The organism is Methylocella tundrae (assembly GCF_038024855.1).
Taxonomy (GTDB): Bacteria; Pseudomonadota; Alphaproteobacteria; order Rhizobiales; family Beijerinckiaceae; genus Methylocapsa; species Methylocapsa tundrae.
Genome location: NZ_CP139089.1, coordinates 3,108,066 through 3,124,812 on the forward strand (window position 1 = coordinate 3,108,066; position 16,747 = coordinate 3,124,812).

Consider the following 16,747-nt stretch of genomic DNA (forward strand, 5'->3'; position numbering starts at 1 on the left):
TCAAATAACAGTTTCAGAAGGGAGCGCCGTGTCACATTCGATCGTCTTTCTCGACCGTTCGACTCTTGAAGCCAATGTGCGGAGGCCGTCCTTTCCGCACAGCTACAAAGAATATGCGGCCACTGCGCCCGAGGAGATCGTCGATCGCCTGCGCGATGCGACAATCGCGATCATCAACAAGGTGCCGCTGCGCGAAGCGACTCTCGCGCAATTGCCCAATCTCAAATTGATTGCGGTTGCTGCGACGGGCACTGATGTCGTCGATAAGACCTACGCCAAAGCACATGGCGTTGTTGTTTCGAACATTCGAAACTATGCATTCAATACTGTTCCCGAACATGTCTTCGCGCTGGCCTTCGCTTTGCGCCGCAACATAATTCCTTATGTCGAAGACGTGCGCGCGGGCCGCTGGCAGCAAAGCGACCAGTTCTGCTTCTTTGATCATCCGATCCGCGACATGCGCGGCTCGACCATCGGCATCGTCGGCTATGGCGCCCTCGGCAAAGTGGTCGGACGCATCGCCGAGGCTTTCGGCATGAAGGTGCTCGCCTATGACGTGTTTCCGCAGCCGGGCCTCGTCGACCTCGATACTTTGATCCGCGAAAGCGACATCATCACCCTGCATGCGCCGCTGACGCCCGAGACCAAGAACATGATCGGCGCGCGCGAACTCGGCATGATGAAGCCCGACGCGTTGCTCATCAACACCGGCCGGGGCGGCCTCGTCGATGAAGCGGCTTTGGCCGAGGCATTGACGGCAGGCAAAATCGGCGGCGCGGGCTTCGACGTTTTGACTGTCGAACCGCCAAAGCAAGGCAATATTCTGCTCGATCTCCGGCTTCCCAATCTCATCATCACGCCCCACGTCGCCTGGGCCAGCCGGGAGGCGATGCAAATCCTCGCCGATCAGCTGATCGACAATGTCGAAGCCTTTGCCGCCGGCAAGCCGCAGAATGTCGTCGAAGCCTAAGCCTCAAGACAGTTTCAGGAGCCGCCATGTCCTCGGACATTGAAATCGCCCAGCGCGCCAAGATGGAGCGCATCACCAAATTAGCCGCTGAAAAGCTCGGCATCGATGATGAACATCTTGAGCCATACGGACACTACAAGGCCAAGGTTTCGCTCGACTATATCGACAGCCTTGCGGACCGGCCGGACGGCAAGCTGATTCTCGTTACTGCGATCAGCCCGACGCCCGCCGGCGAGGGCAAGACGACGACGACGGTGGGGCTCGGGGACGCGCTCAATCGCATCGGCAAAAAAGCCTCGATCTGCCTCCGCGAGCCATCGCTTGGTCCGGTCTTCGGCATGAAGGGCGGCGCGGCGGGCGGCGGCCACGCGCAGGTCGTTCCAATGGAGGATATCAACCTTCATTTCACCGGAGATTTCAGCGCCATCGCGCTCGCGACAAATCTGCTGGCGGCGATGATCGACAATCATGTCCATCACGGCAATGAGCTCAGGATCGACGTTCGCCGCATCACATGGAAGCGGGTCGTCGACATGAACGACCGCGCGCTTCGAGACATTACGATTGCGTTGGGCGGAACCGCCAACGGCTTTCCGCGCCAGGACGGTTTCGACATCGTCGTCGCCTCCGAGGTGATGGCGATCTTCTGTCTCGCCACCTCGATCGATGATCTGAAGCAGCGGCTCGGCGCTATCGTGATCGGCTACACCATCGATCAAAAGCCCGTTCACGCCCGCGATCTGCACGCGCATGGGGCGATGGCCGTGCTGTTGAAGAACGCGCTGAAGCCGAATCTCGCGCAGACCCTCGAGAACAATCCGGCGTTCATTCATGGCGGTCCCTTCGCCAATATCGCGCATGGCTGCAACTCAGTGCTGGCCACCAAGACGGCGCTCAAATTGTCTGACTATGTTGTGACGGAGGCGGGATTTGGCGCCGATCTCGGCGCCGAAAAATTCGTCGACATCAAATGCCGCAAATCCGGCCTGCGCCCGCAGGCGGCGGTCATCGTCGCAACAATACGCGCGCTCAAATATCATGGCGGCGTTGAACTCAAAGAACTCAACGCCGAAAACCTCGATGCCTTGCGTAAAGGGCTCGCCAACCTCGAGCGACATGTCAACAACATCCGCAATCATTACGGCTTGCCCGTCGTCGTCGCGCTCAATCACTTCACGGCCGACACGGAAGGGGAAGTCGAATTGTTGCGCAAGAGCGTCGCCGATCTCGGCGCGCCAATCGTCGTCTGCCGCCATTGGGCGGAAGGGGGTAAGGGCGCCGAAGAACTGGCTCGCACGGTTGTCGACCTGATCGACAGGGTCCCCAGCGATTTCCATTTCGTCTATGACGAATCTGCGACGTTGTGGGATAAGGCGACGGCGGTTGCGACCAAGCTTTATGGCGCCAGCAAAGTCACGGCGGACGCCAAGGTTCGCAATCAGATCAAGAAGCTGCAGGACGATGGCTACGGCCATTTCCCGATTTGCATCGCCAAGACGCAATACTCCTTCTCGACCGACGCAAAGCAGCGCGGCGCGCCGACCGGCCACGAGATCAACATTCGCGAAGTGCGGCTCGCGGCGGGCGCCGAGTTCATTGTGCTCGTCTGCGGCGATGTGATGACCATGCCGGGTCTGCCAAAGGTTCCGTCGGCGACGAAAATCGATCTCGACGATAAGGGCAATGTTGTCGGGCTGTTCTGATTGAGCGGGGCGCGAGCCGCTCCTCGCGTTTATGTTCATGCCGTCAATCATCCAGCCGGCGGGCGCTTCCGCCGGTTATTTCATATTGAGGCCGAAAGCAGAATTTTGATCGTTCGGCAAAGTTTCGTCATCGCTCTGCGCGTGACGATAGAGATCGCTCTGCCTATTCGCGCGCATCCATGGAAGCGGCCCCGATCGCCAATTGCGAATCAAGCCGGGCCAGATCCTTTTTGCCGGCGTGGACCTTTCTTTCAAGATGAAGCAGCACGGCGCGGCTGTGTCCGCCGAGGGCGGCCGAATTGCGCGCCTCGACAAGAGCCTTTTCAGAGGATTGGACCAGCGTTTCGATCTCTTTGCGACGCGCCTTGAGCTCGTGAAGCATATGATTTCCCCCTCCTGAGCCCGACCGTCGGCGCGGCCGGTAACCATATGGAAAGCTCAAGATGCGGCGCTAATACGGCGCCGCTTACGGATAATGGGGATGTGCTGTCAACGAATGCAATTCGCCATATGAGGGCGCCCTTCAGGCCAGAAGCGCTTTGAAGGCGACGATCAGGAATTCGTCGAAAGGGGCGCGGCTCTTGATCATTCTGGCCCTGTTGACGGCGCCCTCCCATGCGTCGACCAGGAAACGCGCAAGAAGCTCCGGGTCTTTGTCTTTGGATAAATCCCCCGCGGCCTGAGCCTGACGCAGGACCGAGGCGATGTTGGCGCTCCACACCAGCAGGGTTTCCGCGAGCGCCCGGCGCATGTCGGGGTAAGCATCGGCCATCTCTGCTCCGAAGTTGCCGACCATGCATCCCCGCTCGAAGTTCCAGCCTTCCAGCCTCTCGGCGAGAAACTCGAAATGAGCCCTCAAACGCTGCAAGGGCGGCTTGTCGCCTTCAAACAGCATGGCGGTTCGGCTCTCCTTGCGATAGCGGGTCAAAGCTTCCAGCGCCAACAGTTCCTTGGTTTTAAAATGATTGTAAAAGGACCCTTTCGGCGCGCCGGCCGCTTCGGTGATATCCTGGACGCTACAGCCGTTGAAGCCTTGTGCGTGAAAGCGCTCCACGGCGGCGTCGACGATCTTCTCGCGTAGGCTCGCTCTAGCCATCGTCTCCTCCCCTATTTTTGATTTTTATTTGATTTTTTAACGTGTGATGGTCACAAGGGTCATATATGACCGGTCGCATTAAACGCAAGGCGACCCCGATGATTGCGGCGCCCTCGAGCGTTCGGCGAGGCGCGGGTGAGGCGGGAGCCGCCCATCGCCGGGACTGATCCGCTCGGTCCAAAACACGCCTTCTGTGTATCGCATCAGAGCCGCAAATTGGCGGCGCTTTTCGTTTCGCCGCCGAAACTCGAAAGCAGAATGCGTTCAATAAGAATCGCGTCCTGCTCTTTAGAGTATGATGCCGAAAAGTTGCAGACTTTTCGGGCCCACATCATGCGGTAAAACAAAGGCTTAAAGAGCGGAATGCGATTTTGCTTGAACGCACTCCGCTCTAGGCGCCGGTGATAATCAAAGGAGGCGCTTCAACCTATGGCTAAAAGCGACCGGCGCCGTTCAGGCTGCCGAAGCCGGCCATTTCAGCCATGCTGAGGCCCTGTGTCCGATGGAAGAGATCCTGTGCGCCAGCGCCCTGTCCCGAACGCGCGCGATCAATCCCGTTCGAACCAGCTGTGGCATATGTCACGCCTAAGGGCGCAGCCCCTACATCCGTGTTAACGACGGTTGCTCCATGGCCGGAGACGCCCAGCGCCGCCGCCTGCTGCGCGACGCCGACCGAGACCAATAAAGCGCCGGCGGCGAGGAGAATTTTGGTGTTGTTCATGGCTTTTCGCTTTCGAGAGATGTTTGGTTCCCACCGCTCCAAGTAAATATGACCGGTCATATTGAAAATCCAGTAGCTGGAGGCGTGAACTGATCAGTCTCACGCGAAGGTGAAAGGTTTGGCTTCAGCAAGGGGTTTTTGGGAACGGCCCCGGCGCGGCGCAGGACGCGGCGCTCTCAAGCAGAATGCGTTCAAACGAAATCGCATCCTGCTCCTTAAGTCTTTGTTGTGACGCATGATGTTGGCCCGGAAGTCTACAACCTTTCGGCGTCATTTTCTAGGAGCGCACCGCCAATTGGACGGCGAAGCCGTAGATGCGGCGCCTTGCGGCGTCCGGCAGCGCGGCGAGGGTCTGGAGGTAGACCTCGCCCGCCTGGCACATCTCGCCGTCTTCCAGCGGAGGGATGGTCGCCTTTCCGTCGAGGAGGGCTTCGATCGCCGCGTTGGACAGCCCCTGCGCGCGCAGAGCGTTCTCCAGCGTATGGAAGTCCTCGTCGGTCGGCGCCGCCCGTTTGATCCGTTTGGCCCGTCCGTCATTGATCGCGTCGAGGCCCGCGGCCGCCATAGCGGCGAAGAGCGGGCGATGGTCGCGCGAAAAAGCGACGAAATCGCCATTGCCGCCTGAGAGAAAATCAACGCAGAGGGCTTTGTCGGCGCCGGCGAGCGCACGAAGAAAGGCGAGCTTCGCATCGAAATAATGGTCGAGAGCAGGCCCGTCCGCGCTCGCCGCCAAAATGCCATGCGATCTGCGCAATCCGCGGGCCGCGTCGATCATAAGGGCGTCCGCGTTCGCGCCTTCGCCCGCTTCGGCGGAAGCCTCGGCCGCGCGCGCGATAAAGGCTTCGTACTCAGCCGGAAAGGCGGCTTTGAGCTCATCGAAGAAACCCGCGTAGTCTGGCTCTCCCGCGACGGTTCGCTCGATGGCGCGCCGCATCGCCGCGACCTCTTGCGGCGAGGCTCGTCTCCCATCGGTCCGAGCGCTGGAATCGGGTTCCCGAGGGGCATTATGCAAAAATGTCCAGCCCAAAATGATCGCGACGAGCGCGGCGAGGCTCAGCAGCGCGAGCCGCAGCGTGTTCATGCCGGCCGTTCTCCCTGACCGATTTTGCGCTTGAATGTGCCCCACAACCGTGAGCCAGGGCAAGCTTCCTCGCGACCTGGACGCACGATGGCGGCGTTCAGCCCGAAGAGACCGTAATGACTCGCCCGCAAGCTCCTCAGCCCGCTTTGCGCAAACGTTCAAAACCCCGGTCGAGATCGGCCTTGAGGTCTTCGACATCTTCGAGGCCTATGTTGAAGCGGAGCGCCGGACCTGGCGGATTCCATGGCGTCGCCGTGCGGTAGGAGCGGCAGTCGAAGGGAATGACGAGACTCTCGAAGCCGCCCCAGGAAAATCCCATGCCGAACAGTTCGAGTCCGTCCAGCATGGCGGCGACAGCTCTCTGCGAACAAGGCGCGAGCAGCACCGAAAAAAGCCCTGATGAGCCCGAAAAGTCGCGTTTCCATAAGGCGTGTCCAGGACAGGACGGCAGCGCCGGATGCAGCACGGCGGCGACTTCCCGCCGGCCCTCCAGCCATCGCGCGATATCGAGCGCCTGGCGCTGCGCCTCGCGCAGCCGCAGTTCGAGCGTTCTGAGGCCGCGCAGGGCGAGGAAAACATCTTCCGGGCCGGCGCACATGGCGAAAGCGTCGGCGGTGGCGCTGAGGCGGCCGAGCCACTCGGCATTGGCGGAGACGAGCCCGAGCAGCAGGTCAGAGTGGCCCGAAAGATATTTCGTTCCGGCCTCGATCGCCATATCGGCGCCGCGTTCATGCGGCGGAAAGAACAGGGGAGTCGCCCAGGTATTGTCGAGAATGACGCAAACGCCTTTTGCCCGCGCGAGGGCGGCGATAGCGGGAACGTCCGGCAGCTCGAAACTCTGCGAGCCCGGCGTCTCGAGGAATATCACGCTGGTGTTGGGGCGTATCAAGTGCTCGACCTTATGGCTGATCCAGGGATCGAAATAGGTCGTCTCAACGCCCATGCGGGCCAAAATCGTGTCGCAGAAGATGCGCGAAGGCCGGTAAATCGAATCAGTGACGAGGATGTGATCGCCGGCTTTGACCGCGGTCAGCAAAGCGAGGGTGATCGCTGCGAGCCCTGTCGGGGCGAGAATGGTCCCCGCCGCGCCTGACAACTCCGTCCATGCGTCCGTCAGCGCCTTCGTCGTTGGAGAGCCTTGCGTCCCATAGGTGAACTCGGCATTGCGCGTCACGAGATCGTGAAAGGTCGGAAACAGCACCGTCGAGCCGCGATAGATCGGCGTATTGACGAAACCATGTTGCTCCGAGGGGTGGCGCCCGGCATAGACGAGCTTTGTGCGCGTCTTGAGATTTTTGCGGTCTTTTTCGGTCGTCTCGGTCATGGGGTCGTCCACTCAGCCTTATGTGCGGCGCAAACTGCGGGTCTCTCGTCCTCCTCGTCAAGCCCGCGTCGAGTTAAGGAGCCCTTAAGATGGTCTGGCGCTATTTTGATCCCGGCAAAGTCAAATAGGGTTCTGTTTGCCGCCTGATCCATTTGATTGATGCAAATTTCGGTCGACGCAAGCCCAGACCGCCGAGACGAGGGGCGGGCGGCGAAGGATTGGCTCCCTTGACCGGATTTGCCAAAGCCCTCTAGTTGCACAAGTGGCCACGCATCCTCGCGCAGGATCAAATCCGGAACTTTTTCACATGCTCAAGATGAACGTGTTGATGAAAATCCTTGCCTTCGCCCTGCTGACGGCGTTCGCGCAAGCGGCGGCGCAGGCCGGCACGCTCGATCAGGTCCAAAAGCGCGGCTATCTGATGTGCGGCTCGAGCCCTGGCGTGCCGGGCTTCGGCCTTCCCGATGACAAGGGCGTCTGGACCGGCTTCGACGTTGATTTCTGCCGGGCTGTCGCCGCCGCGATCTTCAACGATCCGACCAAGGTGAAATTCATTCCTCTCAGCGCCAAGGATCGCTTCACCGCCCTGCAATCGGGCGAAGTTGATGTACTCGCCCGCAACACCACCTGGACGATATCGCGTGAGACAGGGCAGGGCTTTCTCTTCGTCGGCGTCACTTATTATGACGGCCAGGGCTTTCTGGTGCGCAAAAAGCTCAATCTGTCGTCGGCGCTCGAACTGTCCGGCGCCTCGATCTGCGTTCAGCAGGGCACGACGACGGAACTCAACCTCGCCGACTTCTTCCACGGCAACAATATGAAATATGAGCCGGTGAATTTCGCCAATGCCGACGAAGCCGTCAAAGCCTATGACGGCGGCCGCTGCGACGCCTACACGACGGATGCGTCCGGCCTTTACGTCGAACGTCAAAAGCTCGCGAACCCCGACGACAGCGTGGTGCTGCCGGAAATCATCTCCAAGGAGCCTTTGGGCCCGGCCGTCCGGCAGGGCGACGATCCGTGGTTCAATCTGGTAAAATGGGTGAATTTCGCGATGGTCGATGCGGAGGAACTGGGCGTCACCTCGAAAAACGTCGATGAAAAAGCGAAATCCGAGCGCCCGGAGATCCGGCGGCTGCTCGGTTTTGAAGGAAATTTCGGTGAGGGCCTTGGTCTTGGCGCGGATTGGGCCTATCGCATCATCAAGCACGTTGGCAATTATGGCGAAGTCTTCGATCGAAACCTCGGCGAAGGGTCGCCCCTGAAGATCAAGCGCGGCATCAATGCGCTCTGGACCAAGGGCGGCCTCCAATATGCGCCGCCGATCCGATAGGGCCGAGGCCGCGTGGCGGAGAAGGCCGGGTTTCTGACGCCGGGCGGAGACGGGCCCGGCCATGCGCGGCGCCATCCGGCGCTTGCGCTTTGGTATGACGCCAAAGCGAGAGCCGCGCTGATCCAGCTCGCCTTCGTCATTGGCTTCGCGGCTCTTGCGGCGATGGCTTTCCTTGATGTCCGCGACAATATGCAGGCGCGGGGCATAGCGACGGACTTCAGCTTCCTTGGCAAAGTCGCTGGTTTTGACATTAACCAGAGCCTGATTCCCTATAGCGCCGCCTCGACCTATGGACGCGCCTTTGTCGTCGGCCTCCTGAACACATGCCTCGTCGGCGCGCTGGGCCTGATCTTCGCCACCATCATCGGCTTTTCCGTCGGATTCGCGCGGCTTTCAAAGAACTGGATCGTCGCCAGATGCGCGATGGCCTATGTCGAAGCCTTGCGCAATGTGCCGCTGCTGCTCCAGTTGTTGTTCTGGTACAACGCCGTTCTGAAGCCGCTGCCGCCGCCGCGCGAGTCGCTCGAATTGCCTTTTGGCCTGTTTCTCAACAATCGCGGGCTTTTCGCGCCTGAGCCCGTGTTTGGCGGCGGGGCGGTCTGGATCCTCCTCGCGGCGCTTGTCAGTTGCCTCGGCGCGATTGCGCTGCGCTCCATGCCGGCGCGCAGAAAGTTCGGTAGCGATCGCGCCGCTTTTCTCAGCGGCGTCGCCGCGGCGTTGCTGCTCGTGCTTCCCCTCGCCGCTTTCGTCCTCGCCGGAAATCCGATCGATTTCGTGCGGCCGGAGTTGCGGGGGTTCAATTTCAGCGGCGGCGTTCGCCTGCTGCCGGAATTTGTCGCGCTGGTTTTGGGCTTGAGTCTTTATACGGGCGCCTTCATCGCCGAGATCGTGCGCGCCGGCGTCGAGGCGGTGCCGCGCGGCCAGCGCGAGGCGGCGGCGGCGCTCGGCCTTTCCGCGCCGGACGCGAACCGCCTCATTATCGCGCCGCAAGCGATGCGCCTCATCATTCCGCTGCTCACCAGCCAATATCTGAACCTCATCAAGAATTCGTCCCTCGCGGTGTTCATCGGCTATCCCGATCTCGTGCAGATCTTCGCGGGAACGGTGCTGAACCAGACCGGCGCGGCGGTGCAGGTGATCTTCATCACCATGGCGGTCTATCTTGCGATCTCGCTTCTGGCTTCGCTGGCGATGAATCTCTACGCCCGGCGCTTCGCGTTGAAGGAGCGCTGAGATGGCCGCCGCCAGACTTCGAGCCACAGGCCGGGAGGCCTTTTATCTCAGGCGCGAGAGCGTCGCCGCCCGTCCGCCGCCGGACGTCAGGCCGAGCCTTGCCTCGGCGATCAGAAGCAATCTCTTCGATGGCTGGCGCGCGAGCCTTCTGACCATTGGCGCTTTGGCGTTGATCGGGCTCTTTCTGCCGGCGCTTTTGCGCTTTCTCGTGTTTGACGCGGTCTGGTCCGCGCCCAACGGCGATCTCTGCCGCGCGCCCGGCGCCGGAGCCTGCTGGGCGTTCATTGGGCAAAAGCTTCCCTATTTCACCTATGGCTCCTATCCGCTGGCGGAACGCTGGCGCGTCGACGTGACGCTGATCATCGGCGCCGGCCTGATCGTCTGGTTGCTTTGGCTCGACGCCTCGCGCCGTTTGACGGCGGCGATTCTCTTTTTCGGCGTCTATCCTATTCTGTCCTTCATTCTGCTGCATGGAGCGCCTTGGGCAGGCCTGCCGCGCGTTGATTCCGATCTCTGGGGCGGCATTTTCGTGAGCCTTCTCGTCGCCATCGTCGGCATCGTCGTCTCGCTGCCGCTTGGAATTCTCCTCGCGCTCGGGCGTCGTTCGGCCTTGCCCGCGCTCAGCATCGCCTGCGCGAGCTTCATCGAGATCGTGCGCGGCGTCCCGATGATCACGGTCCTGTTCATGGCTAACACGATGCTGCCGCTGTTCGTGCCTGAGGATCTGGCCCCTGACAGGCTCGTGCGCCCGCTTATCGGCGTCGCGCTTTTCGCCTCGGCCTATATGGCGGAAGTCGTGCGCGGCGGCTTGCAAGCCATGCCCAAAGGCCAGTTCGAGGGCGCGCAGGCGCTCGGCTTCGGCCGCTGGCAGATGCTGCGGCTGATCATCCTGCCGCAGGCGCTCCGGCATGTCATCCCCGGCATCGTCAACACCTTTATTGGCCTCTTCAAGGATACGACCCTCGTCGCCGTCGTCGGCATCTTCGACTTTCTACGAACAGTCGATTCGGCGCGGCTCGATCCTGTCTGGGCGGGGCCTACCATTTCAACGACAGGCTATATTTTCGCGGCGCTGTTCTATTTTGTGTTCTGTTTCGGCATGTCGCGCTATTCGCTCTTTGTCGAGCGGCGCCTGTCGCTGGCAAGAGATCGCTAAGATGACCGATGAGGACAGGTCCGGCGCCGCGTCGACGGAACAATCCATCGCGATCGAGATGATCGCCGTCAACAAATGGTTCGGCGCCTATCACGCGCTGCGCGACATTGACCTCTTGGTGGAGCGCGGCGAGCGCATCGTCATTTGCGGCCCCTCCGGCTCCGGCAAATCCACATTGATCCGCTGCGTCAACGGGCTCGAGGCGCATGAGAGCGGCCGCATTATCGTGGAGGGAACCGAACTCACGAGTGATCTGCGCCAGATTCACGAGGTGCGCCGCGAGGTCGGCATGGTGTTCCAGCATTTCAATCTGTTTCCGCATCTGACGATCCTGGAAAACTGCACGCTTGCGCCGATCCATGTGCTCAAAATGGATCGCGCGGAGGCGGAAGCGGTCGCCATGCACTATCTCGGCAAGGTTCAGATCCCCGAGCAGGCCGACAAATATCCAGGTCAATTATCCGGCGGCCAGCAGCAGCGCGTCGCCATCGCGCGCGCGCTCTGCATGAATCCGAAAATCATGCTGTTTGACGAGCCGACCTCGGCGCTCGATCCCGAAATGGTCAAGGAGGTCCTGGAGACTATGGTGCAATTGGCGCGCGACGGCATGACCATGCTCTGCGTCACGCATGAAATGGCTTTCGCCCGTCAGGTCGCCGATCGGGTGATTTTCATGGACGCCGGGGCAATCGTCGAGATCAATCGCCCCGAAGCGTTTTTTTCCTCCCCCAAACATCCCCGCACCAAGCTTTTCTTAGGGCAAATATTATAGCAAAGGTTTGGAACAGCCGAGCTTGGTCGAGCGTTTATGGAATGGTTGAGGGCGTGTGCGCTCCAATGCGTGTGAGCCACGGAGAGTCGGGGGCGTCATTCGGTTGGACCGTCGCTGGCCCATTTGGAGGAAGTCATGAAGATCCAGAAGAGCCTGTTGCTTAGCGCGGCTCTCGGCTTTTGCGCCTTTGGACTTGCGCCGCAAACGGCGTCCGCGCAAGCCGGCGCGCCGTTCAATGCGCTCGACCACACCTATCGGTCGCTTGAGGATTTGAGGGACGAATCGCGGGCGGAGGCTGGATACCGGAAGCCGGAATGGGTCTGCCAGCCAGCAGGCCCCTGCGTCTGGAAGCCCGGCTATTGGGGTCCCCGGCCCGCCGCGCGGCCGCCCGGCGCCTATATCTATGTGCGCCCCTTCGATGGCGCGGGATGGAGCGGATATTATCCGGCTCCGCCGTACTGATCGGCTCTTCCGCCTCCGGCGCGGCGGCAGCGCCGCGAGGGATTTCCCAACACCTCAGGGCGCGAGCGGCATGAATGATTCGAACGGTCGTTCATGCCGCTGATTTATATCGCCGCATGATCTGACGCGAAAACGCCGCGGCCTTCGGCCGCGCCAGCTCAGCGCCGGAGGAGCCGCCTCGCGTTTTTTCTGGCGGCTCGCATGGCGTGGATCATCGCCGCCTTGGAACGGTCGGCGACGATCGATTGTCCGGGCGAACGCGGCGACAGGCCGAGACGGCGCAGATAGTGGTTCGCGCGGTAGACATCCGCCTGCAGCCAGTTCGGAAATTCCATATTGAGGCTCAGCGAGACCGACACCTCATTGTGGTTTTGCACCCAATGGGCGCCATGCGTCGGAATGTGCACGGCGTCGCCCGGATGAAGCGTAAATTGCCGAGCCACCTCTTCTGCGTGCGGCTTATAGGTCCCCGCCGATATCGACACGCCGTAATATTGCTCGATCTCTTCTTCCGTTGTGACGCTGCGATCATTTGGATCACAGACCCAAAGATTTTTCGATCCGGTGATCTGCACGAGAAAATTGACCTCGGCGTCGAAATGATAGGGCGTTTTGCGGTTCGGCGATGTGATGAACACCAGCATTTCGGCGTTGGTCAGAAGCTTTGAGCCTTCGGGCCCCGCGATTTCGCGCACGAAAGCCTCATATTCGTCGAGAAGCCGCTTATAGGCCGGATCGACCTCCACATGTTTCAGCACGATCCATGCGCCGGCCGTTTCAATTCGTTCGATAATCTCGGGAATCGGCATGGTGGGCGCCGGAACGGAGCCCCATTTATCGGTCAGTGAAAGATCGCCGACATCGGCGTAAAGGTCGCCGCTCCGTTTCGCAGCCCGCTCCGCCGCCGCGGCTAAAGCTTCAATGCTGAACAGTGGATGGCCGGCAAGGGGATGATGAACTGCAAAGGCCTTCTTGTGCAGCGCCTGGCGGCATTCCTCGATCGGATCGACCGTCGTCCATTTTTCAGCCACACGGGCTGACGGGGGCATGGTCAGCATTGAACGTCTCTTCAAAGCGGGGCCAGAGCCCGGCTCTATACCGCGAGTCGCCAATGAGGGCAAACCAAGCATCATTTCTGAATTGGATGCCGGTATCCGGATATGAATGAAGATCAAAAATGCAGTGCGCGGTTGTGTTTGGCGCGCCAACGCAACTGTTCTTAGCGTCCGCAGGCGAAACCCCGCCCGGCCACGCTGCCTCCCTAAAACGTTGGATGACAGCGCGGCCGTCGCAACGCGCCGTCGCTTTCAGCGCCGACTGGCGCTAGAATCCATCCTGCCGGATTTTGTATGGCGGCCGAATGTCGAGACCTCAATGGATCCCATGTCTTTAAGCCGCATCGAGGCCGACGTCGGCTTTGTGCACCTTCATGTCCATAGCTCTTATTCCCTGCGCGAAGGCGCGATGGGCATCGGCAAGCTCGCCAAATTCGCTTGCGCCGACAAAATGCCGGCGCTGGCGATCACCGACACCAACAATCTCTTCGGCGCGCTCGAATTTTCCGAAAAGCTGGCGAAAGAGGGCGTGCAGCCGATCGCAGGACTGCAGATCACGCTCGATTTCGGCGATGGCGCGACGCTCGCCCCGCGCGGAGAGGAGACCGGCGCCGGGCGCGCTTCAGTCGTTCTCCTCGCCAGGAACGAAGCCGGCTATCTGAATTTGATGCATATCGCCTCCCGCGCGTGGCTTGATCCAGAGCCCGGCGAGACGCCTCACGTCGCGCTTGCGCGCTTGCGCGGCCACACCGAAGGTCTGATTGCGCTGTCCGGCGGCCCAGGCGGCCCGCTCGACCGCGCCTTCGCTCTCAATCGCCCCGAACAGGCCACTTTGCGCGCAGAGGCGCTTCAAGAACTTTTCCCGGATTGCTTCTACGTCGAGCTTCAGCGGCACAATCTGCCGTCCGAACGCGAGATTGAGCCGCGCCTCCTCGATCTCGCCTATCGCCGCTCCCTTCCGCTCGTCGCAACAAACGAGGCCTATTTCGCCGCCGCGTCCGATTATGAGGCTCATGACGCCCTGATCTGCATTGCCGAGGGCGCGGTCGTCGGTGATGGCGCGCGCCGCCAGCTCTCGCCCGAGCACCGCTTCAAGACCCGCTCGGAGATGATCGCTCTCTTCGCCGATCTGCCCGAGGCGACCCGCAACACCGTCGAAATCGCGCGGCGCTGCGCTTATCGGCCGCTGACGCGCAAGCCGCTGCTGCCGCGTTTTTCCGCGACTGGCGCGTTCGAGGAAGAGGCGGCCGCGCTGCGCGCTGAGGCCGAGGCGGGGCTTGAGGCCCGCATCGCCGCGCATGGTCTGACGCCCGGATTTACGACCGAGCAATATCGCGCGCGGCTGTCTTTCGAACTCGACGTTATCGTCAAAATGAAGTTTCCGGGCTATTTTCTGATCGTCTCTGATTTTATCAAATACGCCAAGGCGCAAGGCATTCCGGTCGGCCCGGGCCGCGGCTCGGGAGCGGGATCGCTCGTCGCTTACGCGCTGACCATCACCGATCTCGATCCGATCCGCTTCGGCCTCCTGTTCGAGCGCTTTCTCAATCCCGAACGCGTTTCGATGCCGGATTTCGACATCGACTTCTGCCAGGACCGCCGCGACGAGGTGATCGCCTATGTCCGGCGTCGCTATGGCGTGGACAAGGTCGCGCAGATCATAACCTTCGGCTCCTTTCTGGCGCGCGGCGTGATGCGCAATGTCGGCCGCGTGCTCGAAATGCCGCTCGGCCAGGTCGATCGGCTGGCCAAGCTCGTGCCGCAGAACCCGGCGGCGCCCGTCAGCCTGAAACAGGCGATCGACACCGAGCCGCGCCTGAAAGAAGCCGCCGAAGCTGAGCCTCGCGTCGCCAAAATGCTGCAGATCGCTCAGACGCTGGAAGGGCTCTACTCCAACGCCTCCACCCATGCGGCCGGCATCGTCATCGGCGACCGCCCGCTCGAAGAACTCGTGCCGCTCTATCGCGATCCGAAATCCGACATGCCGGCGACCCAGTACAATATGAAATGGGTCGAGCCGGCCGGCCTCGTGAAATTCGATTTTCTGGGCCTCAAGACGCTGACGACGCTATCCACATGCGTCAAGCTTCTGGCCCGGCGCGGCATTGCGGTCGAAATCGACAAGATCCCCCTCGATGACGCAAAAACCTATGAAATGCTGGGGCGCGGCGAGACGGTCGGCGTGTTCCAGCTGGAAAGCGCCGGCATGCGCAAGGCGCTCGTCGAGATGCGCGCGGACCGCTTCGAGGACATCATCGCGCTTGTCGCCCTCTACCGGCCGGGACCGATGGCCAATATCCCGCGCTATTGCGCCGTGAAGGCGGGCGAGGAGGAGGCCGACTACATCCACCCCAAGATCGAGCAGGTCCTGAAGGAGACTTTCGGCGTCATCATCTATCAGGAACAGGTGATGCAGATCGCGCAGATCCTCTCCGGCTATTCGCTCGGCGAAGCCGATCTCCTGCGCCGCGCCATGGGCAAAAAGATCAAGGCCGAGATGGACGCCCAGCGCGACCGCTTCGTGCGCGGCGCCATTGATAATGGGCTGAACAAGGCCAAGGCCAACGAAATCTTCGATCTGCTCGCCAAATTCGCTGATTACGGCTTCAACAAGAGCCATGCGGCGGCCTATGCGCTGATCGCCTATCAGACCGCCTGGTTCAAGGCCAATTACCCGCTGGAATTTCTGGCCGCCTCCATGACGCTGGAAAAATCCAACACCGATAAGCTCGCCGAATTTTCAAACGAGGTCCGCCGCCTGAAAGGGCGCGTCGAGCCGCCCTCGATCCAGCGCTCGGGCGTTGATTTCGAGGTTCATCCCGACGCTTCCGGCGAACTTTCCATCCGCTACGCGCTCGGCGCCATCAAGGGCGTCGGCGAAGGCCACGCCGAGGCGATGGTTTCCGCGCGGGGCGAGAATCCGTTCCGGGATTTTGCCGATCTCGCCGGGCGTGTCGATCCGCGCGGGATCAACAAGCGCATGCTCGAAAGCCTCGTCGCGGCGGGCGCCTTTGACGAGCTGGAGCCCGACCGCGCCCGCGTTTTTGGCGCCATCGAAGCGGTCCTCGCCTATGCCCACCGGCGCGACGAGGAGCGCCGCGCCGGCCAGAGCGCACTCTTTGGCGCAGGCGCCGACGCGCAATTGCCGCTGCCGAAAGCAAAACCCTGGACGCTCGCCGACCGGCTTCAGCGCGAATTCGACTCCGTCGGGTTTTTTCTCTCCGGCCATCCGCTGGACGCCTATGCCGCCGTGCTGAGCCGGTTGCGCGTGCAGCGCTGGACGGATTTTGCCCGCTCGGTCAAACAGGGGGCGTCCGGGGGGCGGCTCGCCGCCACCGTGCTCGACCGGCAGGAGCGGCGCACCAAATCCGGCTCGAAAATGGGGATCGTGCAGCTCTCCGATCAGTCCGGCCAGTATGAGGCGATCCTGTTTCAGGAGGGCCTCAACCAATATCGCGACCTTCTGGAAAAAGGCGCTTCGCTCCTGCTCGGCCTGCAGGCCAGCGCCGATGGGGAGGACGTTCGCGCCCGCATCGTCTCCGCCGAACCTTTGGACCTCGCCGCGAGCCGTGTGCAAAAAGGCTTGAGGATCTTCGTCGCCGACGATCGGCCATTGCCCGAGATCAAGCAGAACCTCCGCCCCCAGGGCGACGGCGAGGTTGCGCTGATCCTGCAAACGTCAACAGGCGAAGTGGAGCTAAAGCTGCCCGGCAAATATCTGGTGTCGGCGCAGGCGGCGGGGCTGCTCAAGGCGATTCCGGGCATCATCGGCGTGGAGCATGTGTGAGGCTTGAGATGGGACGCCCCGGGGTCCAGAAGCTGTATGCGCTCTTAAACCCTA

General features: G+C 61.4%; 14 protein-coding genes. 8 read left to right on the forward strand and 6 right to left on the reverse strand.

The window, feature by feature from the left end:
- The first annotated feature begins 28 nt into the window (after positions 1-28).
- The gene (locus SIN04_RS16625; protein WP_134491000.1) at positions 29-970 is read left to right on the forward strand and encodes a D-2-hydroxyacid dehydrogenase; all 942 of its coding nucleotides are present in this window, start codon (positions 29-31) and stop codon (positions 968-970) included.
- A gap of 26 nt (positions 971-996) precedes the next feature.
- Positions 997-2,673: a formate--tetrahydrofolate ligase gene (locus tag SIN04_RS16630; protein ID WP_134491002.1), complete on the forward strand. Its 1,677-nt coding sequence runs from the start codon at positions 997-999 to the stop codon at positions 2,671-2,673.
- A gap of 163 nt (positions 2,674-2,836) precedes the next feature.
- Here the strand turns inward: SIN04_RS16630 and SIN04_RS16635 are convergent, their stop codons facing one another.
- The 5 genes from SIN04_RS16635 to metC all read right to left on the reverse strand — a co-directional run bounded on the left by SIN04_RS16635 (position 2,837) and on the right by metC (position 6,895).
- Positions 2,837-3,055 carry a hypothetical protein gene (locus SIN04_RS16635; protein ID WP_134491005.1) on the reverse strand — a complete coding sequence of 73 codons (219 nt, stop codon included), beginning with the start codon at positions 3,053-3,055 and terminating at the stop codon, positions 2,837-2,839.
- A 141-nt stretch (positions 3,056-3,196) separates the two neighbouring features.
- A complete protein-coding gene (locus tag SIN04_RS16640) occupies positions 3,197-3,769 on the reverse strand; it encodes a TetR/AcrR family transcriptional regulator (RefSeq protein ID WP_134491007.1) in 573 nt (190 codons plus the stop codon).
- A 433-nt stretch (positions 3,770-4,202) separates the two neighbouring features.
- Positions 4,203-4,490, reverse strand: a complete 288-nt coding sequence (locus SIN04_RS16645) for a hypothetical protein (RefSeq protein ID WP_134491009.1) — start codon at positions 4,488-4,490, stop codon at positions 4,203-4,205.
- A 277-nt stretch (positions 4,491-4,767) separates the two neighbouring features.
- Positions 4,768-5,571, reverse strand: coding sequence for a hypothetical protein (locus SIN04_RS16650; RefSeq protein WP_134491011.1), 804 nt, complete (start codon positions 5,569-5,571; stop codon positions 4,768-4,770).
- Between the two features lie 136 nt (positions 5,572-5,707).
- A complete protein-coding gene (gene metC / locus SIN04_RS16655; RefSeq protein ID WP_134491013.1) occupies positions 5,708-6,895 on the reverse strand; it encodes a cystathionine beta-lyase in 1,188 nt (395 codons plus the stop codon).
- Positions 6,896-7,211: 316 nt separating this feature from the next.
- On the opposite strand from metC, the gene SIN04_RS16660 reads away from it, so the two are divergent.
- The 5 genes from SIN04_RS16660 to SIN04_RS16680 all read left to right on the forward strand — a co-directional run bounded on the left by SIN04_RS16660 (position 7,212) and on the right by SIN04_RS16680 (position 11,851).
- Positions 7,212-8,228: an amino acid ABC transporter substrate-binding protein gene (locus SIN04_RS16660; RefSeq protein ID WP_341264477.1), complete on the forward strand. Its 1,017-nt coding sequence runs from the start codon at positions 7,212-7,214 to the stop codon at positions 8,226-8,228.
- A 12-nt stretch (positions 8,229-8,240) separates the two neighbouring features.
- On the forward strand, positions 8,241-9,461 hold the full coding sequence (locus tag SIN04_RS16665; RefSeq protein WP_244605855.1) for an amino acid ABC transporter permease: 1,221 nt from the start codon (positions 8,241-8,243) through the stop codon (positions 9,459-9,461).
- 1 nt (position 9,462) lies between these two features.
- Positions 9,463-10,617 carry an amino acid ABC transporter permease gene (locus SIN04_RS16670; protein ID WP_341264071.1) on the forward strand — a complete coding sequence of 385 codons (1,155 nt, stop codon included), beginning with the start codon at positions 9,463-9,465 and terminating at the stop codon, positions 10,615-10,617.
- A gap of 1 nt (position 10,618) precedes the next feature.
- Positions 10,619-11,389, forward strand: a complete 771-nt coding sequence (locus SIN04_RS16675) for an amino acid ABC transporter ATP-binding protein (RefSeq protein WP_134491018.1) — start codon at positions 10,619-10,621, stop codon at positions 11,387-11,389.
- Between the two features lie 135 nt (positions 11,390-11,524).
- Entirely contained in the window at positions 11,525-11,851 is a 327-nt protein-coding gene (locus SIN04_RS16680; protein WP_134491020.1) for a hypothetical protein, read from the forward strand.
- A gap of 158 nt (positions 11,852-12,009) precedes the next feature.
- Here SIN04_RS16680 and SIN04_RS16685 read toward each other — a convergent pair whose 3' ends face one another.
- The gene (locus tag SIN04_RS16685; protein ID WP_166795968.1) at positions 12,010-12,909 is read right to left on the reverse strand and encodes a cupin-like domain-containing protein; all 900 of its coding nucleotides are present in this window, start codon (positions 12,907-12,909) and stop codon (positions 12,010-12,012) included.
- A gap of 325 nt (positions 12,910-13,234) precedes the next feature.
- Here SIN04_RS16685 and dnaE point away from each other — a divergent pair, with 325 nt between their 5' ends.
- Positions 13,235-16,693 carry a DNA polymerase III subunit alpha gene (gene dnaE, locus SIN04_RS16690; protein ID WP_134491024.1) on the forward strand — a complete coding sequence of 1,153 codons (3,459 nt, stop codon included), beginning with the start codon at positions 13,235-13,237 and terminating at the stop codon, positions 16,691-16,693.
- Positions 16,694-16,747 lie beyond the last annotated feature (54 nt).

Excerpts from the sequence above, each read along its gene's own strand:
- SIN04_RS16630 (WP_134491002.1), top strand. The coding sequence starts at position 997 with ATGTCCTCGGACATTGAAATCGCCCAGCGCGCCAAGATGGAGCGCATC.
- SIN04_RS16635 (WP_134491005.1), bottom strand. The coding sequence starts at position 3,055 with ATGCTTCACGAGCTCAAGGCGCGTCGCAAAGAGATCGAAACGCTGGTC.
- SIN04_RS16640 (WP_134491007.1), bottom strand. The coding sequence starts at position 3,769 with ATGGCTAGAGCGAGCCTACGCGAGAAGATCGTCGACGCCGCCGTGGAG.
- SIN04_RS16645 (WP_134491009.1), bottom strand. The coding sequence starts at position 4,490 with ATGAACAACACCAAAATTCTCCTCGCCGCCGGCGCTTTATTGGTCTCG.
- SIN04_RS16650 (WP_134491011.1), bottom strand. The coding sequence starts at position 5,571 with ATGAACACGCTGCGGCTCGCGCTGCTGAGCCTCGCCGCGCTCGTCGCG.
- metC (WP_134491013.1), bottom strand. The coding sequence starts at position 6,895 with ATGACCGAGACGACCGAAAAAGACCGCAAAAATCTCAAGACGCGCACA.
- SIN04_RS16660 (WP_341264477.1), top strand. The coding sequence starts at position 7,212 with ATGAACGTGTTGATGAAAATCCTTGCCTTCGCCCTGCTGACGGCGTTC.
- SIN04_RS16670 (WP_341264071.1), top strand. The coding sequence starts at position 9,463 with ATGGCCGCCGCCAGACTTCGAGCCACAGGCCGGGAGGCCTTTTATCTC.
- SIN04_RS16675 (WP_134491018.1), top strand. The coding sequence starts at position 10,619 with ATGACCGATGAGGACAGGTCCGGCGCCGCGTCGACGGAACAATCCATC.
- SIN04_RS16680 (WP_134491020.1), top strand. The coding sequence starts at position 11,525 with ATGAAGATCCAGAAGAGCCTGTTGCTTAGCGCGGCTCTCGGCTTTTGC.
- SIN04_RS16685 (WP_166795968.1), bottom strand. The coding sequence starts at position 12,909 with ATGCTGACCATGCCCCCGTCAGCCCGTGTGGCTGAAAAATGGACGACG.
- dnaE (WP_134491024.1), top strand. The coding sequence starts at position 13,235 with ATGTCTTTAAGCCGCATCGAGGCCGACGTCGGCTTTGTGCACCTTCAT.